Below are 21385 nucleotides of genomic sequence, written 5' to 3' on the forward strand. Positions count from 1 at the left end.
TAGACGAGCACAGATACCGGAACCCACGAACCAGCTCCCCTTGCACTATGGTCACATCGGTCCGCTGGAAGAGTTGCGGGAACAGCTCCGTGAGGCCACTGTTTGCGCCGACACGTATTCGAGGGCGTAGGTCGGGTAGAAACGTCGACCGAATCGCTCGTGCATTCCAAGGGCCAACCAAGATTCTCTCCGAAATTGACTTGCTGTCCGCGAGTTTCCATGGCTCATGGTGTTTATTCCATTTCAACACCGGAGCAAACCATGACAGACTCAAAAGCCCAACTACGCCAGATCTTCCGCACGATGGACGGCATGCCGTCGCACGAGGTTGGCGCTGGGTGGTATCGTGAGCGTGGACTGGCACTGCCTAACAACTGCATGGTTGCTGGTAACGATCCAGTGCCGCTCGAGCTTAGCCATCGAAAGCACCCAGCGATCAAGGAACTTGGTGACGAAGCTGGGTACAAGCGCTGGGCTGCGATCTACAAGGTCCGTGCCGCAACGTGTGGCGTGTTTGTTATCTGCAAGCCTCTTTACGTCGACCTGGAGTTCAGTGCGCCAGAAGTGACGCCAGAGGCCTTTGAGCGTGTGTTTGGTGGCATGCCAGGGACGGAGAACCCAGGAGCGCATCAGATGTGGACTGGCGAAGCATTGGCCGAGGAACTTGGGATTGAGGTTAGGTGGTGAGCGATGGACTGGACCAGGACTGGTTATCCCACCAAGTACTATGAGGTCGTCCGAAGCTGCAAATGGGCGACAGTTCGTGTGCTGGCATTCTACATTTCGTTCTTCGCCATCACGTTGGCTGCCACTATCTACTTCAACCTGCAACCATACCTCGCAGCATTTGGTGCTGCCATGCTCATATACTTTGGACTGGGAAGTCTGATTTACTTGTATGACACCATCCGCTACGTGCGTGTTATGCCGTATTTCGAACGCAAGCTTGGCAGCATCGATACGTTTCTCTCTGGCTATACACTGGCGCGGTACCTTAAGCAACTCGACGAGTTGGCCATGGAGCTTGATGAAAGGCGAATAAGCTCGTTTGGATTCGCCGACGACCTGCGTGGTGAGACGCTTGTATGGCAAGATCCGCATGAAGGCCTCCAGTGCGTTCGGACGTTGCTTCAGTCGGTTGATGGCCAACCTATTGCTGCCGAAGTGCGGAATGCGATTAAACGCGAACTGGTGGCTTGGGAGCAGGCACTGGAAAAGGCGGAACTGCAAGGTGTTAAGTTCTGTGTGCTGTTGATGCATGGCAATGCGACCAGCGGACATGAATGGGATGTTCGTAAGGGCAGCGCGTTCTGATGTCACCGCATAGCCTCCTCGCGCTTGCCCATCGGTATTGGCGAATCACCAGTGCGTTCAAGAACAGCGGGCTTGCCTGAGAACCTTTGGTAACGGTCGACAATCACGTCACAATAGAGAGTATCAATCTCCATCAAGAATGCGTTGCGCCCGGTTTGCTGAGCACCTATCAACGTCGAGCCACTGCCACCGAACAGGTCCAAGACATTCTCGCCTTTGAGTGATGAGTACTGCATAGCGAGCACAGCCAGTTCTGCAGGCTTGCCCGTTAAATGTTCGAGTTTCTGTGGCGGTATCTTCTTCACATGCCACAGATCGGTCACGTTATTGGGCCCGTAGAACTTGTGACCAGCGCCGAGTTTCCAGCCGTAGAAGCAGTTGTGCGTGACAATGCCATCGGCGATGTAGTGCTGGTCGTGCGCCACCTCCATCGAATAGACGCGGCCGGCGTATAGCTCCGTCTTAACGTCATCAAGATAGCGCCACACAATCGAGCTACCACTGGGCACAGGTAGTTCCATGTCTTCAGGCAGTAGGTCTAGGGTCGAACACACATATGGCTCGTCGCTACCAGTATCACGCACCGTCCACAGATGCTCAGGCGTGCACCATGTGGACTCGCCGGCGCAGTGGACTTGATACAGCGGACCATCGTAGTATCGCGACGTCGTGCGTATAGCGGCCTCTCTAAGCGTCCCTGCGCTCGGGTCGTATGAAACCACTCGATCACCGTCAGTTAGCTTAGAAATCGCTGCCAGGCCCGTTGGCGTGGCTACCATCGTATCTGGTGGCTGGCACCACTCATGCGCGCCCATAAAGTCTTTGCGCGTTAGCACCGGATGCAGCTTGTCCCAGATGATGGCTTGGCTAAAGTACAAATCATGCTTTTTCAGAAACGGCGGATAGTTGGCGCAGTTGGCATAGCCGCCCCAAAGGTAGAAGCTACGTCCAGGCTCGAGCACACGCGCGAAGTTGCCAAACCATGCATCAAGCAAGACATCGAATTCATCGTCCGTCACGAAGTCATTGGCCAGCGGTCGGTCTTTAGCACGCAGCTTGCCGGTTGGTTTGGATTTGGAAGGGTGCCGAGCTAGATCCAGGCTCTGGTGATGCTTGGGACCAGTGAACGAAGACAGGCCGGCAGCGATGGCGTTGTTGGAGCGAGGCTCGACCTTCACGTTGTACGGCGGATCACTGTTGACGAGATGGATGACTGCGCCACCGAGCAGCCGATCGACGTCCGCAGGCTTGCTTGAATCGCCGCACAAGAGTCGGTGAGGACCTAAGATCCACAAGTCCCCGGGTTGCGTTACAGCCTCGTCCGGTGGCGCTGGCACATCGTCGGGATCGCACTCGCCTTCCTCAGCCTCTTCGCCGAGGATGCGAGCCAGTTCGTCGGCCGAGAAGCCTAGCAGCGACAGGTCGAAGTCTTCATCCCGTAGCGCGAAGATCTCCAGCGGCAGCTTATCGTAATCCCATTCAGCGATCGTGGCCGTTTGGTTGTCTGCGATACGATAAGCACGTGCCTTCTCCGGTGCCAAGTCAGCAACCACCACTGGCACTTCGGTTAGCCCAAGTTTCAGCGCTGCGAGCCGGCGAGTGTGCCCAACGATGATCACGCCGTCGCGATCGACAACCAGTGGCTGCTGGAACCCGAATTCGCGGATGGAAGCAACAACCGCATCGACAGCCTCGGCGTTGATGCGTGGGTTGTTCTCGTATGGACGAACGTTTTCAATCGGCCAGGTTTCAACCTTCAAAGTAAACTCCCACTATCAGCAGCACGATCAGTCCGGCCAACAGAATTAACAGCCCTCGCAAACTCATGATGTCGCTCCTTCAATAAACGCGTCCAAGTCCTCGCGCCGAATCCTCCACGTGCCACTGGGGAGCTTCTTGGCCGGCAGCAAACCCTGCTTGATCCAGCGACGAAGGGTATGCACTGAAGTGTCCGAGTACTTGGCGGCCGACTCTAGCGTTAGCCATGTTGGTGTTTGAGCATTCATACATAGCGATGGTAACGGCTTGCTAATCAGCGCCAACATCGTTGGTACCCAGCGGGGTACGGTAGTCCACAAATACTGGTCGGCCCTGGTCATCGACACGGAAGACCTCTTGGTCAGTGGCTTTGCACTGGTCGCACTTCAGATAGCGAGTTCGTAGCTTGCCCTTGGTTCGAGTGCAGTACTTACGCATGGTGCCTGGGCACTGGGGACAGGGATCTAGGTGACGCATTTTCGATTTGCACTCCTCGCACACACACTCAGTGGGAACGGGAACGTGCTTATCTATATAAGCACTTGTTCCCACTGTGTGCTCTCACTGGGGATCACTGGGAACACACTGGGAATTGTTCCCGGTGATTCCCACTGAAAGATTTAGTGTTCCTGGCAGCTTGTACCCGGGATATTTCTGACCGTTACCCTTGAGCACTACCTTCTCGACAAGCTCGATTTTTTTCTCGCTCTCAAGCATTGCGATGACTTTGGCAGCCTCTTTGTGATTAATGTGCAACCTCGCTTCAATATCGTTGTGGCTCAGCGCCATGGCAGCATCTCCTGCATAGACGTTGTCAATTAGCTCTTTGGCTTTGCGTGCTATTCGATCGGCTTCGTTTTTGGCTTTGATCTCGGCTTTGCTTTCAGTCTCCGTTTGCTTGACCTTTTTGGCTTCGGTCCGAATTTCTGAGCCGCGGCGAATTGAATACTCGTATTCAATCTCTGAGTACGACTTGTCGAATGTCTCGCTCATATCCAAGCCCCATGTGGCAGAGTGGCCAGCAGAGCCACCGATCGTTAGCCAAAGATCGTGGTAGCGGGTTAGCGAGTCGTCTAGGTCCTGGAACTTAGACCGGCGGCTCAGGAGCATCCACTGGCGAAAGCTCTCCGCCTTACCTGCGCCAGATACATCTTCGAGCTGAAGGGGTTGGTACTCTTTGGCGTTCTGACTGGAGCGTTTCACGTGATCGTCAATGATGGGCGTAGCACCACGGTCCAGGCACATCTGTGTGAGTTTGTGGATCTGCTCGCCACTCATTGATAGATTCGCTTGCGTCTCTCCATTCATCGCTAGGTAGAGTGGATCGGCCAACATTACATCGGGGTTGATGCCATCAAGACACTCGGCGAAGTAATCCATCATTTCTGCATTCATAATGCGCGGCACCCAGAACTGTAGATGAAGAAAACCAGAGTCTTGGAGTTCGTCGAGATCTATTCCCATTGCTCGAGCCATTCCGCGTAGATTGCGTTTGAGTACACGCTCACCGCTCTCGGCCGATGCAAAAAGTACTCTGGACTGCACTGTCCTGAACCTGCCGAGGAACTGTGCACCCGAGGCAAGAGACAAGGCTAGGTGCAAACTTAATGTCGTTTTCATCGCCTTCGACGCTCCGGCAATGATCAGAGAGTTGTGGCGGACCACGCAGCTATCGACTAGAAAGTCGACCTTGTAGTCTGTGGCCAGGAACTCTTTGAGGCTTATGGGCGGTGGATATCCGCGTTTGGTCCAGTTCTCACGAAGCAATTCTTTCGGTGGGGCCTGCGCACTAGTCACCTGCGACACAATCTCACCTCCACCGTTGATGTTCGTAATCCCTGGCAAATCAGGAGGCCTCAAGAAGTCATGGCACTCTTTAGCGGCTTGCCTCCAGTAGGACTTGTTCACTGGAGACTTCGCATCAACGTCGTATTTGAATGACACCCACAGGGCCGACACCGAATACCAATTGCCCGTGCCACCCTTGCGATTAACGCTGGATAGTGGCTGAGCAGAGCCACTTTTGACCGTAAAACCTCGCCGGCCATCTGTCAGCGTGAATACTTCACCGCTCGGAGAGCCGCTGGAAGAACCTGGTCGAACGAGAAATCGATCGCTGCCATGCCAGCGGTCGTAACCTTGTTGGAATAGAACTGCTTCGACAGTATTGACACCCGTCGCATCAAGATATCGCTCGATGATGCTTTCGCCCTCAGCTCGTACGCTATCCCCTGCGGGTCCACTCCAGTCGGTAGGTTCCGGACTGCCCGGCAAAGGCGGCAGCTCAAAGTCTTCGAGTTTGTACCGAAGCTCTGGATTCCATCTGAACGCTGCTACAGTGTTCTCGCTCTTCCGTTTTGAACCGATCGGCCGAAGCAGGCGGTCAAGATTGGCACCGTGATCTAGGCCGCACTGTGAATTGACTAACTTGATTCTGAGTTCAAGCTCGTCGCGCCATCTACGAGCGATCGCTTCAATCCGTTGACGCTGTTCTTCTGATGTGATGTAGATTGGCTCCTCAAGGAGCCAATAAACATGAAATCCTTTCTCCTCGCCGTCAGATAAAATGATTAGCGAGGTTGGCAGCGGCATCTCGTCGAGAATCCTTAGCACTTGCTCTCGGCTGATGTACTTTTCGCTGTTCTTTTCACCAACGTCGACATCCAAGTGGAAGCCGATGATCGCATCGACTTCCGCGATTCCGCCGATGCCATGCTTATTTCTAGCTATAGTCTTCGAATGGTCCATCACATTGACCTTTATGAAAAGGTCTAGTGGGAACCGCTCAATATGAACGGCTGCCTCGCTTATGCTTGTAACCGGGAAATGGCCATGCACATAGTTTCGCGAGTGACCAACCAGGACGATGTCACCCTTGGTGCATTTACCATACAGCGCTGTTAAGTACTCTACTGGCCCTACCACGCCTGACGGTTCCATTAGCCCTTCCTCAGCAGCAATACGCATCCATGTCCATAGCACGCAGTGTCCGCACAAGGCATTTCTTGCGCGAGTCGAACTTCCGCCGAGATATACCGAGCGCGGCACGAACCTCATCGCGAGGCCCAGTGCCGATCGCAGCCAGAAAGCGCTTTTGCGGCTGAGACAGCTGCCGGATCGCGGTCGCCAGATCCATCCGCAGGTCGACACATCGGTTCACGGATGGCACTGGACTATCCGACGCGAGCGATACAGTCAGCCGATCGTCGCGTTTGGCCGCACGGACATGTCGGATCAGCTTGATCGCCGACGTGCGCACCACGTTCGTGACGAATGCTTCCCACGAGCCACGGTTCTCGTCGAATCGATCGCGCTGTTGCCAGAGCTGAATGGCGAGCTCTTGCTCGATGTCGTCCGCTCCGCATCTGGCAGACCGAATTGAGCAATTTAGCCGTCGCGCCATACAAGCGATAAACTGACCGGCGAACCCGTTGTCCTGCCAATCGAAGGCCAGCATCATATGCGTGCCTCCGGTCGGGTAGCACGATCAGCAGCGGTCGTGGCTTCGATGAACTTGCGGACTGAAGATAAGGTCGTTAGCCTTCTGCCACCCAAGACGACCGTTTCCAATCGCACACCCTGTGCACCGAACTTGAACCACTTGAAGCAGGTTGTGTAAGCGACGCGCCGTCCGGTTTCCATTTCGACGGCATCAACCAGCGGATAGAGCTTCTCTTTCGTTTGCATTGCAATTCCTCAACATGGGACGTAACAAAACGTGACCGCATGTGAAGTATTGCGGAGGATGAGATTGCTTAAAGTGGCTTTTTTACATGGACATGTAAACTCGTAAGAACTTGTAGAAACTTGTAGTTAGTTACGAGGGTCACCAATGTCGAAGTCTTTGAACTTATCAACGAAAGCACGAACTGAGTTCCATGTAACGACTTTGGGCCAATGTTTCGAATCTTGCCAACCGTAAACAGTACTTTCACCCCGCGCGAATATAATGCCGGCTCGATTCTTCTTGCCCACACACAGCTCGCACAAGGTTGACATCTTGATAGGGCAGTCTTTCTCGACGGGCGGTGCTGAGGAGAGGTATCTACTGCCCATGCATTCACGCCGAATCCTATCGCTGATTTCCGCGTGCTCGTCAAACGCCTTAAAGCGTTCTCCAATTTCGAACAGTTCTTTCGCGAGGTGAAGGCATCGTTCGGGTTTCGCGCGAGCCTCATATCCCTTCTTTACGAACCATTGATCTGTCGGATTCTTGTCTGATTCAAGAGCAAGCTGGACCTTGATCCTGGCACTCCACGACATGTACTGCCAATGTTCTACCGCCCAAATGGTCCACGATAAATGAGATGGCGGCTTCGGAAGATTCAGCTCGGCGACCGTCTTCACGAGGAGCCCTTGGTAAGGCTCCAGTCGCTTGCTGCAGTCATCGTTCATGTATTCCACGTCATCCAAAAGTCCCAATAACTGAGCTGCCACATCCGGCCAGTAGTCGTCCGGAACACTCTGTACGAGGAACTTCGAGAACTCACAGCAGTGCCATCGATAGTCGTAGCACGCTTTAACCAGATACGAGGTCCAGATCCCGAGAAGCTCTAGCTCTTCACTCATACCATTACTCAAACTTGGTCACTGATTGCAAAACTTTCTGGGCCAGTTTACCGCGCCACCGGCTAGTTAACAGTTAGCGACCATCGTTAACCAGGAGTGACCATGTCTGAATTGGAATCTGACCGCCTTCGCGAACTATCCCGCATCTTCGCCCGAGCATACCTCCGCCTCTTGAAGTTGCAGAAATCTGTCCCGCCGGCGCTTGATGAGTCGCAGGAAACAAGGCTCTCTGTGACCAGTGGGTTAACAGAGGTTCCTATCTCGGAGGAAGAAGAATGAATATTGAACGCGAGGTTTCGTTGATGGCGGAGATGAAGGTCAGCCAGCTGCGGAAGAAGTACCAGGACGTGTTCGGTGAGGACACTCGCACGAACAACAAGCAGTGGTTGATCAAACGAATTTGCTGGCGGCTGCAAGCCAATGCGCTGGGCGGACTATCCGAACGTGCCAAGCGTAGGGCAGCAGAGCTAGCCAACGACGCGGACATCAGGGTGATCCCGCCCAAAGGCCAAGTGACGATCCCGATAGCGCCACGCGCAAACGTGGTGGGCCTGACGCCGGGGACGGTGCTCACGCGGGAATACAAAGGTCGAACGTTGCGGGTGAAAGTGCTGGAAGATGGCTTCGAGTTTCAAGGCGAACGTTTTTCGTCGCTATCCGCGCTGGCCAAACACATCACCGGCAGCCATTGCTCCGGCAACGCATTCTTCGGATTAAGGAAGCCCAAATAATGCGATGTGCAATCTACACACGGAAGAGCACGGAAGACGGACTCGAGCAAGAGTTCAACACCCTGGACGCACAACGCGAATGCGGCGAGGCCTATGCCAAGAGTCAGAGATGGGACATGATCGCGACGCGCTATGACGATGGCGGATTCAGCGGTGGCAACGTCGATCGACCAGCGCTTCGCAGACTACTGGCTGACATCGAAGCCGACAAGATCGACGTGGTCGTTTGCTACAAGGTCGATCGATTGAGCAGAAGCTTACTCGACTTCGGCAGACTGATGGAGACGTTCGATAAGCACAAGGTTGCGTTCGTCTCGGTCACCCAGCAGATCGATACCAGCTCATCGATGGGTCGGCTGATGCTCAACGTGCTCTTGTCGTTCGCCCAGTTCGAACGCGAGATGGTCTCCGAACGAACCCGGGACAAGATCCGAGCCACACGTCGTAAAGGCAAATACACCGGTGGTCGGCCTATCCTGGGGTATGACGTTGTGGACACGAAGTTGGTCGTGAATCCACAAGAAGCTCCGATGGTCCGAGCCATCTTCGAACTATACGCACAGCATCGGGCTTTGCTGCCAGTGGTCGCCGAACTGAATGCACGTGGATGGAAGACGAAGAGCTGGACGACCAAGAAGGGGATTCACACTCCTGGTCTGACCTTCAATAAGACCAACCTGCACTCATTGCTGACCAACGTGGTCTATGTGGGGAGGGTTCGATACAAGGATGAAACGCATCCCGGTGAGCACCAAGCCATCGTGACGGAAGAAGTCTGGTCTGCCGTTCAGAAGCAACTCTCGCTCAACGGCTCAACTGGCGGTGCCAAGGTTCGGAACAAGTTCGGTGCGATGCTCAAAGGCTTGCTGTTCTGTTCGGCATGCGAGTGTGCAATGTCGCCCACGCACTCTACCAAAGGCAATCGGAGGTATCGCTACTACGTTTGCACGAACGCGCAGAAGACCGGCTGGAGGAACTGTCCATCGAAGTCGATTCCCGCGCTAGAGATCGAGAAGTATGTTGTCGACCAGATTCGAGGCATCGGCCAGGATCCCAAGCTGGTGGCCAGCACGATCGACGAAGCTAACCGTGCGGCCCGGGAAGAAGTACAGGCGTTGGATTCCGAACTGGCATTGCTGAAAAAGGACGTCGCTGCCTGGACCAAGGAGCTGCCAACCACCTGCGCCAACCGCCAAGCCGACCTGCACGAACGCCTAGCCGCAGGCGAGCGCCAAGCAACCGAACTGCACGAAGCCAGAGCCGCCGTTGTGATAATCGACCCCGAGGACGTGTCCAAAGCGCTGTCGGAATTTGACGACCTCTGGGCCACGCTTACGCCCCAGGAACAAACGCGCGTCGTCGAGCTACTGGTTTCCCGGATCGACTACGACGGCCGCACTGGACGCATCGTGGTGGCCTTTAACCTAGCCGGAATCGTCAACCTGGGAGTCGCAGCATGAAGGTCGAAGGAACCATTCAGTTCGGGAAAGACGGTCGACGGAAAGCCATCAAGGAGCCTCGACCGCCAGTTCGTGGTCGCATCCCAAGGATCGCCAAACTCATGGCGCTGGCGATCAGGATGCAGGAAATGGTCGATCGAGGAGAGGTCGAAGGGTACTCGGAACTAGCGATTTTGGCACAAGTGTCCCGGGCTAGGATGACGCAGATTATGAATCTGAATCTCTTGAGTCCGGAGATTCAGGAATGGTTGCTGTTTCTGCCGCCGGTTGAAGCTGGGCGGGATGCTATCAGCTTGCGATCGCTACAGTCGGTTTGTCTGGAGGTGGATTGGATGCGGCAAGCATTTCGCCACCCAGTTGGCTACAATCAGAAGCGTTTACCTGCGCGAGCGCCGGAGAATTAGTATTTACCGGCGCTGCGCCGGAGAATTGTAAGTTCGTCCTATGAGTTGCAAGGAAGCGTTAGATGAAAGCTCTTACTAGATCTCAATACAGTATACGGACATTACTGGCTGCAACGGTTTGTACTGCGGTTCTCATTGTTGCTATACGACAGGTTTATCTTTGGTGGAATTTTGTGCCGCTGGCAACGGCTATTTATAACGCAAACGAAAATCTCGCTCCATCACAGGAATTCACAAAATTGATGCTAAACCAGGAGGATGTCCTAACCGCAATTGAGCAACAACTGGACGACTTACCCGACCAGTTTATCGACGAAGACGCTCGCAAACAGTACATTGAGAAACTCCGCGCACAAATTGCCCCCATCCTCAAGAGCCGATTGCTTCCTCGCGGTTCTCAGCTGGAACTCAAAGAAAGTGGTGTGGCAACCTTGCAAATTCCTTTTGACGCTCGCACCGGCTACAAGTTCGTGATTCGGCATCCTGCTCTAAAACGTGAATCGCCCGATCGAATGCGTCTTGATACTTCGTGGCAACCAGAACCGGGAGCAATTGCGCGTTGGAACGGATCGGAATGGAGCACGGAAGAGACATAGTAGGACGAACAAAGTCGTGCACCAAAGTTCGCGATCCGGTGCTTTCGAAATGGTCTGCGTCATCCCGCGAACTTGGTGACGACTAGCGTTCGTCGACAGTGAGAACGTCAGCATGAAAGACGTTTACGTGATGTTGGTGCTGTTTACTTCACACATCCTGCGCGCTGTTACTGCTGCCGATGACATTGCGGATCGAATAGCCGATACAAAAGCTGAGATTGCATCCTTGCCCGGACATCCATGGGCTGGCGAGTATCACGCTGGCGACGGACTTGGAATGAATCTTCGATTGTGGGTTGCGCCACGCACCGGAGCCGTATTCCAATGGCATGGCTGCATGGGTCTGTACGAACAGAACTTCGGCACAATTGACTCGGATGGGCCACATCTTTCCATCTCCTGGAAGATCGTAAACGACAATCCACTTGTGACAAACACTCGCTACGTCGTGGTACCGTTTCGCACTTCCATCTATCTGGTTCCTGATCACGAAATTCATCGCTTCTGCCTGGCGGCGCGTGGTTTGTATTCGATGCCTACGGGGCTTCTCTTGTCACGATCTGCACCCAAGCAAACGGATCACAAACGTCCTCTATTGCCTGCACCCTATGAGAAGTACCTCGATTTGGATGTTATCGAAGTCAAGGTTGTCTCTGCAAACGCTCCGAATCGAAAGAAGTTGACGGACAAACTTGATCTCGTATCTCAAGATGTTGTTCTCGATGCTGGTCACGACAAGCATCTGATCGTAGGTATGAGGCTGGAGGCAAAGAAAACACAACTAAATAATCGAATTGTTACAATTACAGAAGTACGTGCGAATGAGTCAACGGGAGTATCGGAAATACGACGACCGCCTGGTAAGACTGTGGTACCAGTGAAAGTGCGATGGTTGTTCCATACCGCTACGTGGTAAATTGCGACGAACCAAGAAATGCACGCAAGCCGCCGACAGCGTGCCTACTCAATGGTCGATCATGCGCGGCGGCTCCGTGATTTCAACCGTTCGCCGAACAAGGCACTGAGTGAACGTGAATCCTTACGATAGACCATTGATAAACGACTTAACGCCCTCTGGAACGAACTTTCCAAATGCACGGCGGTCTTTCGTCTCAGGCATTAGCACTGCGCGTGTTACATTTTGCGTGTTCTTGATTTTCGTTGGAATCATCTTCGGTTTGATATCAATGCCGCTAATTTCGAACAAATACGGAAACACGGATACGGTTGGATTGGGCCTACTTGGTCTCGCGGGTTGGTTGGTAGCGACAGGCGTCGCGTACCTGTTTAAGCGGTTTGCGATTGCGGTATTCATTGGTGCCCTTGCTGCACCGTTGCCCATCGTTGCGTTATTGATGCTATTTTGGTTACTGCTCATCGCCTACGCCCTAGTCTGCACGGCAATGCAGTCGTAGTCGGCGAACCATCGCATGCAACGGAGCCGGCGGTCGGATCGATTTTGAAATCAACACGTATCGCGCCGGCCCGCTGATGCGTAGCGTTCGCGATCATGCACTTCGGGAGATAATTGAACTTGCAAATTAGAGTTTCAACCTTATTGTTGCTGGTTGGCTTATGTGCTCTTTTAATCGCCTGGTGGTGTGACCATACAGCGTTGCGGGATGAAATTGTCCGCACGAGCGATCAAGCCGCAGAAATTGCAACACTTCTTTACAGGCAGAGGCTTGAAGCAGGCGTAATTGTCCCGAAGACTTGGATTGACGAAATGAGGTCCGGGAGACCTATTGGCGTCTCCAAAGGAGTCGTGATCGATTTGAAAACATCCTCGGGGCGATATGAGATGTTAGAAAGGCTGCAAAATGGCGACGTGGACTTCGTCGCGAAGACAGCCAGTGGTCTCGTCGAGCTACCCCATGGTAACGCAGTTTGGAATGCTGTCCCCTTTCACGATCACGTTATGGTGGATCCCTGACCCTCGGCACACCAAATACAAATGCATGACCAACAGGGCTTTCGTCATCGACAGATCTGGAGAAGGACTCGCGAACAATGGCGTGAACCTAAGTCCTCAAGAGCCTCTGACTTAAAGTATTCCCAATCCCTTCGGACTAGGTTACGCCCAGCGTTATCTGAAATGTGTATCACGACATGAATTCCTCCGAAGCGACGAAACAGTTGACGCGGGATGAATGGCGTGAACTCGGCTTCTTTTACGAACTCGACGAATCGTCAAAGTGCTGGCGGCTTGTGGGTTCCAGAGCTGGACTCGGCGGCTTTGCGTCTATTCTCCGCGCGTACTGCGACAATCCTTGTAACTCCGAACTCACTGAACACGATCACTACGGGCCATACATGTACCTCAAGATCATGACGTGGAACGAAGCTGGGCTTGATGGCAATTCTATTCACGGGACGCTTGATGATCTGAGTCGCCTCGCCGAGTTGATCGACACTGCGCTGACCGTTGCGCAGCCTGGCGATGCAGTTCAAATTGGTCACAAGTATGCCGAAAACTCTAACTATCACTTGTTGCTCATTGTGAAGGATGATCGTTTCGATCCTGCAGGCGCTGATCCGTGCCTCGCGTAACTAAGCCCAGATAACCATCGCATGCAACGGAGCCGGCGGTCGGGTCGGTTTTGAAATCAACGCATCTCGCGCCGGCCCGCTGATGCGGGTCGTTCGTCGGTCCAAGCTGAAAGACAACACTGTTGCAGGCAGTCGTAATAAAATGAAGTTCATGCCTGTACCCTCATCAATCATGATAAGAAAGCTCAATGCTCTATCTAGTTGCCTCGGTTGGGGAGACTTGGATGGCAGGGCAAAGCTCTTTGACGATGGATCCGCACCGGCTATGTATTGGTGCTCCGACACGCGCGGTGACATGACATTGGACATCCATGCAAACCAGCGCGTGTTGACTCGATCAGAGATCGCATGCGGCAATCGACCTTTCCAAGTGCTGCAGATCCACGCTGTGTCAACGCGCTTTCGCATCTATGCTGGTCCAGTGTTCTTCTCGTTGCCGACAATCGAGGGAATTCGTGCTCTCGTTCAGACTTTGTCACCATTGCTGCATGTCAAAAACTTCGACACGAAAGGCTCTCGAATGGACTTGGTGCAACGGTATCCCACAACATTGATACCGAAGATTCGACCGCCACTTTGGAAGTCGACAGAAATGAAAATCATCGACGGGCAAATTGTCATCGATGAGGACAAACGCCTATACTGGAAACGTCGATTCGCACAGTTCAAACGTCGGGCGACGGTCGCGCGGCAGACCGGAAAACCGACGAACCAGGCGGTAAACCCAAGCCGCCGTCAGCGTCGTCCACAGGAATCGATGTCGAGTTGCGGGCACCGGTTACGACGCCGAGTGTGGGCAACTAAGGAATCGAAAGAGATGCCTGATGGTAGGTTCTCAAATGAAACTTAATGAGCAATCGGCCATAGAGGTTTTGAATCAGCTGTTAAAGGAGATACGTGCGTTCGCAGAGCTGATCTCACGGGACTGTCCCAGGATAGTGTGCGAAGTCTTTTCGCATCGCCACACCCCCGTACTCCATAGTCTTGGTGTCAGTTGTTTCCCAGCAGGTTCGAATAGTCTAGACGAAAGATGCGTCGCGCTGGTCATCAATCTTTTCGGGCAGGAAACACTGTCCATGCGGTGCTTCGTGCAGTGGCAGGCTCCGACATTTTTCATAGAAGCCTCGACCTCTGTCTGCGAGAGTCCGAGTAAAAGCGATCTAGCCATTTTTCACAGTTCAGTCCGAGACCTACTCAATAGCCTAGAGATTGCAGCTAAGCGTGGCAGGCCGCCTTTACGTCTGTGATGGAACAGGTCTGCTCCGCTTCTTCGCTTTTGCGCCCCCGGATGCATCGTCCGACCATCGACTCCAAGCCGACCAATCGGCAGGAGTAAAACATTCGTCGTGGCGTTTTTGGGGAACTTGTCGTTCGCTTGAACTACTTGGCATACGAAAATTCTTATGCGGCAAATTGGGCTGAGCTTGCTGCGATAGAGTCTCCCCACCCTGTTAACTCCCCGGTATTCCTGTTAATCGAGAAAGAGACGTGTCAGGGCTGGCTGATTTGCGATCCTTGTTGCACGGCCAGTCGATACTTTTCCACGGACATGGCCGAACACTTGCCTGGATGAACTTGCGCAAGCCGTCTCCACTTTGAGACATCTTGGTCGTCGAGTAACACATCTGGTTTCGGTAGAAACGCTACGAAGCAATCTGCCAATCCCAGTTCCAGGGCGACTTCGCGGGCGTATTCCGCACCTCCTGAGCTCCAGCAATACAGCACAGCGCCTTCGCCGTGCATTTGACGCACGTGCTGCGAGACGCCACTAACCGGAATACGTTTACTGCCGGCAGTGCGAATGAGCGTGTCGTCGACATCGACGTAGATCACAAGTTGCCTGGCATGCTCTTGGCTCACGGCTGCCTCTCCAATATGACGAGATGGGACTGAGAGAAGATTCTAGCGAGAGATCTCCCACCCCTGTTAACTCCCCGGTAAAGCTGTTAACCGAGAGTCAGAGAGTTCGATACTCGCGCGCGAGGGTCCGATCCCAACCCTATGGGTTTGGTTCGGGGTCCCGAGACAGACCCTCTTCGAACTTTTGAGGCGCGAGAGTCGCAGAGCCAACGAATTTGTTGGTGGAAACGAAAAACGCCTGGGAACTGGTTAACAGCTCCAGGCGTTTACACTTGGGTAGTGAGATTTCGGCTCTTGGAAGCCAAAGCTCCCCGAGTCGTCCAGCATTCACATCACGGATTCGTTGAATTCGGTGCGTTTTCGAGGGTTTCTCGCGGAGTTCTCTCATTTTATCCGTGGAATGCACTGCCAACAATCCCGGAAACTCCGTCTAGAAAGACTGCTTCTGCCCGCGATCCCTTACGGTTACCCCGCTACTACCAGTCGCTTCTCGATAGCGGCGAGTTCAAAACTCGGGCGGATTTAGCCCGCTTTCTGGGGGTAAGCCGAGCTCGGGTAACTCAAGTCCTGAAACGACTCGATGTCCCACACATAAATCTGCCAATCCCCTACTCAGCGTAGGTCCAATAAAAGCTTGCCTGGGATCGAAAAATTCGGGCCGCGAGGAACAATAACCCTCGATTCGAAAAACTCTCATGAAACGATTAATCGAGGTGACCGGCGACGATACCATGAATTGGTCGGAAGTCGAGCTGAACTCGGACAATGCAAATTGGCTGTTTTGTACGAAGCCAACTTGCTCCGGTTTGGGTGGGGTCCACTGGTACATCTCGCCTAAAGGAGTTCCAAACTGCCGCCCTTCGCGACCCGCACTCGCTGCCATCGAGTATTCAGAAGCTAAATGTCAACGCGACCTAAGAAATGATCTGCCAATATAAGTACGTCCTCATGTCGTTTTCGAAATGTTGGCAACTAAGGCAGAAAGTGGCTCAAGCTATAGTAGAACAGTTGTCGGAATCGAGATGCTTCCGCCTCGGCTCATAAGCTTTATGGTTCGATGTGAATTTAGAAGCGTATTTGGTACTGGGAGTAGAAGAAGTCGGCGTCGCCAGAAAACGCAACGCCAGGCGTGTTGTAGTAGTCGCCAGAATTGAAGTGGGAGTAACCGATCATCAGATTGTGTCGCGGGTTGATTGCGATCGTCCAAAGAAGGTCAATCTCGTGTCCAAGGTCCTTGGAAACAGCGGCGTTGCCGGCGTTGTAGGGAGTCATGACTACGCTGTAGGGTGTCGTGGCTTCGTCTAAGAAGAAATAGTGATACCAGACTAAGAAGTTCACTCGTTTGCCGATCGGCGAGATGAACTGGACATTCACGTCGTTCAAATTGCGACGTCCGAAAAGGTCCATGAACCCGTTGTACTTGTGGGCCAAGGGAAAGTAATGGTGGAACCCATCGTCACCGGGAGCAATGAGCGCAGAGTCTCCGCCCGAAGCCCAGTCATACCAAGCCCACACAGTTGGGGACCATGTACCAAACGTTCCATCCGCGTTTAAAACCTTGCCGAGCCCAGCGGCCATGAAGCCTGCATCATGTCCCGAGCCATCAGCATTGTCACCGAACTGCACACCACCTTCGAACTCATAGAGTACTGAATCCACTTTGCCGGCAACTCGGCTGCCAATCGTGTGAAACGAGAAGTTCTGGTCGGTGTTGTCATAGCCAATGTAGTATGTCTCCAGGGCAGACACACCATAATCTTTGCCTAATGATTTGTTGGACAAATAGGCTCCGTAGAAGCTCTGGTTGTTGTTGGAGCTGTCCCATTCGTTTGTGCCTCCAGTAGCGGCGATTCGATTCACTGGATTCGTGTAGAACAAATCGACTGCGTTTTGGGAGCCTTTCACCGTTGCTCGATAGCCGTCAAAGGTTCGCCGAGTGTTGGCCCAGTCGAGCGGAGATACAAGTCGTTCCGCTCCGAGCAGCAACTCTTGGCGACCAACGCGACCGATGACCTGCATGTCATCACAATCAAATAGCGTCGCATCGACGAAGAGATTTTGAAACTCGCCGCGGTTCTCTTCGATCGGACGCGGTGCGAAATCCTCTCCGCCGGAGTCCGCGTATAGGTATTCACCAAACACTCGAATATTCTCGGTTACTCGGTAGTTTGAAAAGAGCCGCACGCGCGAAAGCCAAAACTGGTCGTCGATCCCAGTAAGACCCAGTCCACGCATATTGCTTTCGTGGTGGTAGCGCGATCGATACTCGCCACCCAAATCCAACTTGCCGTCCATCAGCCCCTTAAACGAATCTCCAGCGAAGTGTGGACCATCGTATGCTGGGTTACGCAAATACGAGAAATCATTCGAATAGAACACGCCCTTGTAGGCATCTTTCATGGCGGCGTTCAAAGTGTCTTTAGTTTTGCCCGCCTGCTTCTCGCATTCCCCACACGGAGCCGTCTCCGGTTGCAGTTGCGAAATCTCTTGCGATGAATCGGTCGGCACTTCAGGTTTCACTTGCGTTATCGCAAGGGGCTGAGATCCAGTCGCTTCAAGCTCTTGTGCCACGACTGAGCGGGCGAAAGATGCGAACGTCAGAGTCGCAAGGCCAACCGCGCAAATGGTTGAGCAGCTGAATTGTTTGAATCGCATCTGATGAGTCCATTCATCGTTTCGAGCTACTAGAAAGAAGGGGCCGGCTTGTGCCACGATCCTTCGCGTCAGAAAGCGAGTCTAGATTCCTCTCGCGGTTACCGCCTAAAGTCTAGAGTAGCACACTATCTTTATCGACTTTGTTCGCGTTTCCGGCCAGTGGGATCGTTTTGCCTGTAGCAACCTCGCTAGTCGGCAAACTCGAAGTCGAATTGAAGTTGCTCGACTGAGCCAAAGAACGCTTCGCTGGAATCTCAGGCGTCGGTTCGAACGCGAGACATTTCGCCGCGGTACCTTTTTGCAAAACAATCCTATACCCGCAGGTGCACATTGCGATATATTGGGATGAGACGAGTTCCGACACTTAGCCAAGACTAGCACCTGAGGCCCGGAAAAAATGAGCACAGCCACCATCGAATCGGCCAAAATGTCTCGGGTTGAAACAGCCGCGAATTTGAAGCCGAAGGAGCACGGGGCCTATGCGATTCTTGCGATTCCAATCGTGACAGCCATTTTGGTCACCGGGCCGACTGTCGTGGGCCTGTGTGTTGCGGTTGCTTCGTTAGCAGGCTTTTTGGCCCATGAGCCATTGCTAGTGGCACTTGGTCATCGAGGTGCACGAGCTCAACGCACGACTCCCGCCGCACAACGTAGGCTGGCGGTGCTGCTAACGGTGACTATTGCGGGAGGTGTCATCGCGGTGGTCGTAGGATCGACGAGCGTGCGATACTCATTAGTCCTGTGTTGCGCCCTTTCCATCGCCTGTTTCGTGCTCGCGATCGCCGGCAAACATCGCACGCTTGGCGGACAGCTCTGGGGTGTCATCGGTTTGTCAGTCCCTTGTGTTCCCATCTTACTTGCCGGTGATATACCCGTTGGATTGACGATGGAAGCTTGGGGGACATGGTTGATTGGATTCGGAGCTACAACGCTCGCAGTTCGGGGCGTCATTGCGTCCCAGAAGCGTCAGTCGCGAGCGCTACATTGGGGCGTCATTGCAGGTCTTTCGCTCGCCGTTGCGGCACTCACGTGGGCAGGTTTCCAGATTCCTATCGTTACGCTACCGATGATTTCTATGTCCTGGTACTTACTCTATGCCCCACCGCCCGCGAAGCAGCTCAAACGCGTGGGATGGACGCTTGTTGGTGGGACAGTTGCGACAGCATGTTGGATGGCCATTATGGTTTGAGGCAGTGGGTCTCAAAATGCAGCAATAGCTCGGGAGAGATCATCAAATCACACTCCAAATCGGCAACTGATGTTGACGCTCCTCCCGCGTTACTTAAAGTCGTCTGGATAAATACCCAAGAAACTGGCTATGAGCGGACATAGCCAGTCACTGGGTATGGATTTAACGTGAGAATCGAGCCCGGAATGCAGGCGACGAAGTGGTTAGGCATTGAATTAGTTGAAGTAAGCCTCAAAGAAAAGTTGATCTCGGCAGTTGGCTCAGCTCTCGCGATTTACTGTGTCTTTTGGTGCACACTTTCATTATTGCCATCTGGGGCAGCAATTGGCGTCATTGCGTCAATGGGGGCGACAGCGGTGCTGCTATTTGCGGTCCCTCACGGGCAACTCTCTCAACCATGGCCGCTGATCGGTGGCCACGTTGTGTCAGCTCTGATCGGAGTGAGTTGCGCGCGGCTAATTGCGAACCCCGTGCTTGCAACTGCATTAGCGGTGGGTGCGTCGATCGGCGTGATGCACCAGTTGAAGTGCATTCATCCACCAGGCGGCGCGACCGCTTTCACTGCCGTGATGGGTGGCCAAGCGATTGAAGATCTTGGCTATCTGTATGTCTTGTACCCCGTCGGCCTAAATGCTGTTGTTATGCTGTTACTCGCCGTGCTGATTAACTTCCCGTTTTGCTGGAGACGCTATCCAGCAGTGTTGATAAAAAGGACACCTCCTCAAGAAGCCGCAAACGTCTTGGTTTCAGAAGACGATCATCGCAACTTAGTTGAAGCAGTGCGTTCGCTCGATTCATTCGTGGACGTCAGCGAAGAAGATCTAGTTTACCTTTCGCGGATCATGGCAGGCCATTACGCAGAGCGACACTCTGCTTCCACAGGCGAAGCAGACTTAACTCAATCGGTTCGAACGCGAAAAGCAATTGATCCTTGGATGACACCAAGTGACAGTGCGCCGACAAATCCATAACTTGATGCTGTGAATGTCCCAACCATTCGCTGTGCTCACTTTTCAAAGGTGGAGAAGCGGCAGAGCATTCAACGAATGTCACGTTGTTGGTTCGTCAGTGTGCATGCGGCCGGTAAACACGTTGACGATGAGCTTAAGTGACAAAGTGAGGATAATTAGCCCCAATCCCCAGATGCCAGCAACGACCTTCCATTCTAGTAAGCTCGGTGAGTACTCGACGATCTCGTGAAGTGTTGATGGAATAAACCCGGGGACAATCAAGCCCATACCCTTCTCGATCCAAATACCAACGATCACAAGTAGACACGCCAGAATTCGCACGTGGCTGCGTTCCATGGCTGCAGGCGTGAAGAACAGAACTGTACCAAGCAGATTCATACCGATCGCAGTCCAGATCCATGGTACTAGGCCGCTTTTCCCGTGGTCACCAAAGAACAGGTAATTGAGCGGCGCTGCATGAGCGCTGCCGGTATACAGAACTGTGAAGATTTCGCTGACCAGCATCAGGAGATTGATCGTCATTGCGACTCGGATGATTTGGATCAACGTACGCGCTGGACCAATGGGTGCCGCATAGCCTGTGGTCACTCGCAATACCCGCATCACCAGGATGATGAAAGCGGGACCGCTGACGAACGCCGAAGCCAAGAAACGTGGCGCTAAAAGTGCGCTGTTCCAAAACGGACGACCACCGAGTCCGCAGTACAAGAACGCAGTCACAGTATGAATGCTGATGGCCCAGAAGATCGACAGAAATACAAACGGAAGGTACCACCAGCCGTTCGGCTTGCGCCCCAAATATCGCATGTACAACAGGTAGCCAACGACGTGCAAGTTGATGACCAAGTAGCCGTTTAATACAATCACGTCCCAGGTCAACATGGACATTGGCCAATTGAACTTGCCGATTCCTGGAATCAAGTGCCAAAACCGATCTGGTCGGCCTAAGTCCACAACGACACTTAAGGTACACATCACGATCGCAGCAATCGCTACTGCCTCACCGATAATGACCACCTTATGCATCTCTTCGTCATCGTAAAGGTAGGCTGGAATGACCATCATCACGCCACCAGCCGCCAGTCCAACGCAGAACGTAAAGTTGGCAATGTACAAACCCCAACTGACGTGATCCGTCATGTTGGTGCTGATCATGCCGCCGGCTACTTGATTAGCCCACGCATTAGCCCCGACAAGGAAAACGGCCGTGAGCGCAGTCATCCAAGCGTAGAACGCAAAGGAGCCTTCGGTCGCCAACCATAGCGCTCGTCCGATGAACTTCGGGTAGCTGGTGATGGCCGTTTCTTTTACGGGAATACTGCTCATGT

At 53.3% G+C, this 21385-nt stretch carries 22 protein-coding genes; 11 read left to right on the forward strand and 11 right to left on the reverse strand.

What is annotated here, in order from left to right; all coding sequences use genetic code 11:
• Positions 1–261 precede the first annotated feature (261 nt).
• Together SH573x_RS14930 and SH573x_RS14935 are read left to right on the forward strand one after the other, a co-directional pair.
• Entirely contained in the window at positions 262–687 is a 426-nt protein-coding gene (locus SH573x_RS14930) for a hypothetical protein (protein WP_479356287.1), read from the forward strand.
• A gap of 3 nt (positions 688–690) precedes the next feature.
• Complete coding sequence (locus SH573x_RS14935) at positions 691–1314, forward strand: hypothetical protein (RefSeq protein WP_479356289.1); 624 nt, start codon at positions 691–693, stop codon at positions 1312–1314.
• Positions 1315–1316: 2 nt separating this feature from the next.
• Here the strand turns inward: SH573x_RS14935 and SH573x_RS14940 are convergent, their stop codons facing one another.
• The 6 genes from SH573x_RS14940 to SH573x_RS14965 form a co-directional block, all read right to left on the reverse strand.
• On the reverse strand, positions 1317–3074 hold the full coding sequence (locus tag SH573x_RS14940) for a DNA methyltransferase (protein WP_479356291.1): 1758 nt from the start codon (positions 3072–3074) through the stop codon (positions 1317–1319).
• Positions 3075–3137: 63 nt separating this feature from the next.
• The gene (locus SH573x_RS14945; RefSeq protein ID WP_479356741.1) at positions 3138–3413 is read right to left on the reverse strand and encodes a helix-turn-helix domain-containing protein; all 276 of its coding nucleotides are present in this window, start codon (positions 3411–3413) and stop codon (positions 3138–3140) included.
• A 220-nt stretch (positions 3414–3633) separates the two neighbouring features.
• The gene (locus SH573x_RS14950; RefSeq protein WP_479356293.1) at positions 3634–5820 is read right to left on the reverse strand and encodes an AAA family ATPase; all 2187 of its coding nucleotides are present in this window, start codon (positions 5818–5820) and stop codon (positions 3634–3636) included.
• A 202-nt stretch (positions 5821–6022) separates the two neighbouring features.
• Positions 6023–6532 (reverse strand): sigma-70 family RNA polymerase sigma factor, encoded by a 510-nt coding sequence (locus SH573x_RS14955; RefSeq protein ID WP_479356295.1) that lies wholly within the window; start codon positions 6530–6532, stop codon positions 6023–6025.
• On the reverse strand, positions 6529–6759 hold the full coding sequence (locus SH573x_RS14960; RefSeq protein WP_479356297.1) for a DUF1580 domain-containing protein: 231 nt from the start codon (positions 6757–6759) through the stop codon (positions 6529–6531). Before SH573x_RS14960 ends, SH573x_RS14955 begins: the two co-directional genes overlap by 4 nt.
• A 126-nt stretch (positions 6760–6885) precedes the next feature.
• Entirely contained in the window at positions 6886–7641 is a 756-nt protein-coding gene (locus SH573x_RS14965; protein ID WP_479356299.1) for a hypothetical protein, read from the reverse strand.
• A 275-nt stretch (positions 7642–7916) separates the two neighbouring features.
• Between SH573x_RS14965 and SH573x_RS14970 the strand changes: the two genes are divergently transcribed.
• The 5 genes from SH573x_RS14970 (at position 7917) to SH573x_RS14990 (ending at position 11748) form a co-directional block, all read left to right on the forward strand.
• Positions 7917–8372 (forward strand): DUF2924 domain-containing protein, encoded by a 456-nt coding sequence (locus SH573x_RS14970; RefSeq protein ID WP_479356300.1) that lies wholly within the window; start codon positions 7917–7919, stop codon positions 8370–8372.
• On the forward strand, positions 8372–9832 hold the full coding sequence (locus SH573x_RS14975) for a recombinase family protein (RefSeq protein WP_479356302.1): 1461 nt from the start codon (positions 8372–8374) through the stop codon (positions 9830–9832). The genes SH573x_RS14970 and SH573x_RS14975 overlap by 1 nt, the downstream gene beginning before the upstream one ends.
• Complete coding sequence (locus SH573x_RS14980) at positions 9829–10236, forward strand: hypothetical protein (RefSeq protein ID WP_479356303.1); 408 nt, start codon at positions 9829–9831, stop codon at positions 10234–10236. The genes SH573x_RS14975 and SH573x_RS14980 overlap by 4 nt, the downstream gene beginning before the upstream one ends.
• Before the next feature lie 62 nt (positions 10237–10298).
• Positions 10299–10832, forward strand: a complete 534-nt coding sequence (locus SH573x_RS14985) for a hypothetical protein (RefSeq protein WP_479356305.1) — start codon at positions 10299–10301, stop codon at positions 10830–10832.
• 112 nt (positions 10833–10944) lie between these two features.
• The gene (locus tag SH573x_RS14990; protein WP_479356306.1) at positions 10945–11748 is read left to right on the forward strand and encodes a hypothetical protein; all 804 of its coding nucleotides are present in this window, start codon (positions 10945–10947) and stop codon (positions 11746–11748) included.
• Positions 11749–11871: 123 nt separating this feature from the next.
• On the opposite strand, the gene SH573x_RS14995 is transcribed toward SH573x_RS14990, so the two are convergent.
• Positions 11872–12003: a hypothetical protein gene (locus SH573x_RS14995; RefSeq protein ID WP_479356308.1), complete on the reverse strand. Its 132-nt coding sequence runs from the start codon at positions 12001–12003 to the stop codon at positions 11872–11874.
• Positions 12004–12941: 938 nt separating this feature from the next.
• On the opposite strand from SH573x_RS14995, the gene SH573x_RS15000 reads away from it, so the two are divergent.
• Positions 12942–13382 (forward strand): hypothetical protein, encoded by a 441-nt coding sequence (locus SH573x_RS15000; protein ID WP_479356310.1) that lies wholly within the window; start codon positions 12942–12944, stop codon positions 13380–13382.
• On the opposite strand, the gene SH573x_RS15005 is transcribed toward SH573x_RS15000, so the two are convergent.
• Entirely contained in the window at positions 13383–13790 is a 408-nt protein-coding gene (locus SH573x_RS15005; RefSeq protein ID WP_479356312.1) for a hypothetical protein, read from the reverse strand.
• Positions 13791–13974: 184 nt separating this feature from the next.
• On the opposite strand from SH573x_RS15005, the gene SH573x_RS15010 reads away from it, so the two are divergent.
• Positions 13975–14232, forward strand: a complete 258-nt coding sequence (locus tag SH573x_RS15010; protein WP_479356314.1) for a hypothetical protein — start codon at positions 13975–13977, stop codon at positions 14230–14232.
• Between the two features lie 641 nt (positions 14233–14873).
• On the opposite strand, the gene SH573x_RS15015 is transcribed toward SH573x_RS15010, so the two are convergent.
• Positions 14874–15242 (reverse strand): hypothetical protein, encoded by a 369-nt coding sequence (locus SH573x_RS15015; RefSeq protein ID WP_479356315.1) that lies wholly within the window; start codon positions 15240–15242, stop codon positions 14874–14876.
• A gap of 1065 nt (positions 15243–16307) precedes the next feature.
• On the reverse strand, positions 16308–17762 hold the full coding sequence (locus SH573x_RS15020; RefSeq protein WP_479356317.1) for an alginate export family protein: 1455 nt from the start codon (positions 17760–17762) through the stop codon (positions 16308–16310).
• Positions 17763–18294: 532 nt separating this feature from the next.
• Between SH573x_RS15020 and SH573x_RS15025 the strand changes: the two genes are divergently transcribed.
• Positions 18295–19086, forward strand: coding sequence for a YwiC-like family protein (locus SH573x_RS15025; RefSeq protein WP_479356318.1), 792 nt, complete (start codon positions 18295–18297; stop codon positions 19084–19086).
• Positions 19087–19253: 167 nt separating this feature from the next.
• Complete coding sequence (locus SH573x_RS15030) at positions 19254–20057, forward strand: HPP family protein (protein WP_479356320.1); 804 nt, start codon at positions 19254–19256, stop codon at positions 20055–20057.
• A 78-nt stretch (positions 20058–20135) separates the two neighbouring features.
• On the opposite strand, the gene dsrP is transcribed toward SH573x_RS15030, so the two are convergent.
• Positions 20136–21383: a sulfate reduction electron transfer complex DsrMKJOP subunit DsrP gene (dsrP, locus tag SH573x_RS15035; RefSeq protein ID WP_479356321.1), complete on the reverse strand. Its 1248-nt coding sequence runs from the start codon at positions 21381–21383 to the stop codon at positions 20136–20138.
• Positions 21384–21385 lie beyond the last annotated feature (2 nt).

The organism is Rania fehmarnensis (assembly GCF_056494185.1).

Excerpts from the sequence above, each read along its gene's own strand:
- SH573x_RS15010 (WP_479356314.1), top strand. The coding sequence starts at position 13,975 with ATGAAAATCATCGACGGGCAAATTGTCATCGATGAGGACAAACGCCTA.
- SH573x_RS14970 (WP_479356300.1), top strand. The coding sequence starts at position 7,917 with ATGAATATTGAACGCGAGGTTTCGTTGATGGCGGAGATGAAGGTCAGC.
- SH573x_RS15005 (WP_479356312.1), bottom strand. The coding sequence starts at position 13,790 with ATGCGAAAGCGCGTTGACACAGCGTGGATCTGCAGCACTTGGAAAGGT.
- SH573x_RS14930 (WP_479356287.1), top strand. The coding sequence starts at position 262 with ATGACAGACTCAAAAGCCCAACTACGCCAGATCTTCCGCACGATGGAC.
- SH573x_RS14955 (WP_479356295.1), bottom strand. The coding sequence starts at position 6,532 with ATGATGCTGGCCTTCGATTGGCAGGACAACGGGTTCGCCGGTCAGTTT.
- SH573x_RS14975 (WP_479356302.1), top strand. The coding sequence starts at position 8,372 with ATGCGATGTGCAATCTACACACGGAAGAGCACGGAAGACGGACTCGAG.
- SH573x_RS14950 (WP_479356293.1), bottom strand. The coding sequence starts at position 5,820 with ATGGACCATTCGAAGACTATAGCTAGAAATAAGCATGGCATCGGCGGA.
- SH573x_RS14965 (WP_479356299.1), bottom strand. The coding sequence starts at position 7,641 with ATGAGTGAAGAGCTAGAGCTTCTCGGGATCTGGACCTCGTATCTGGTT.
- SH573x_RS14935 (WP_479356289.1), top strand. The coding sequence starts at position 691 with ATGGACTGGACCAGGACTGGTTATCCCACCAAGTACTATGAGGTCGTC.
- SH573x_RS14985 (WP_479356305.1), top strand. The coding sequence starts at position 10,299 with ATGAAAGCTCTTACTAGATCTCAATACAGTATACGGACATTACTGGCT.
- dsrP (WP_479356321.1), bottom strand. The coding sequence starts at position 21,383 with ATGAGCAGTATTCCCGTAAAAGAAACGGCCATCACCAGCTACCCGAAG.
- SH573x_RS14960 (WP_479356297.1), bottom strand. The coding sequence starts at position 6,759 with ATGCAAACGAAAGAGAAGCTCTATCCGCTGGTTGATGCCGTCGAAATG.
- SH573x_RS15025 (WP_479356318.1), top strand. The coding sequence starts at position 18,295 with ATGAGCACAGCCACCATCGAATCGGCCAAAATGTCTCGGGTTGAAACA.
- SH573x_RS14990 (WP_479356306.1), top strand. The coding sequence starts at position 10,945 with ATGAAAGACGTTTACGTGATGTTGGTGCTGTTTACTTCACACATCCTG.
- SH573x_RS15000 (WP_479356310.1), top strand. The coding sequence starts at position 12,942 with ATGAATTCCTCCGAAGCGACGAAACAGTTGACGCGGGATGAATGGCGT.
- SH573x_RS14995 (WP_479356308.1), bottom strand. The coding sequence starts at position 12,003 with ATGATTCCAACGAAAATCAAGAACACGCAAAATGTAACACGCGCAGTG.
- SH573x_RS14980 (WP_479356303.1), top strand. The coding sequence starts at position 9,829 with ATGAAGGTCGAAGGAACCATTCAGTTCGGGAAAGACGGTCGACGGAAA.
- SH573x_RS14945 (WP_479356741.1), bottom strand. The coding sequence starts at position 3,413 with ATGACCAGGGCCGACCAGTATTTGTGGACTACCGTACCCCGCTGGGTA.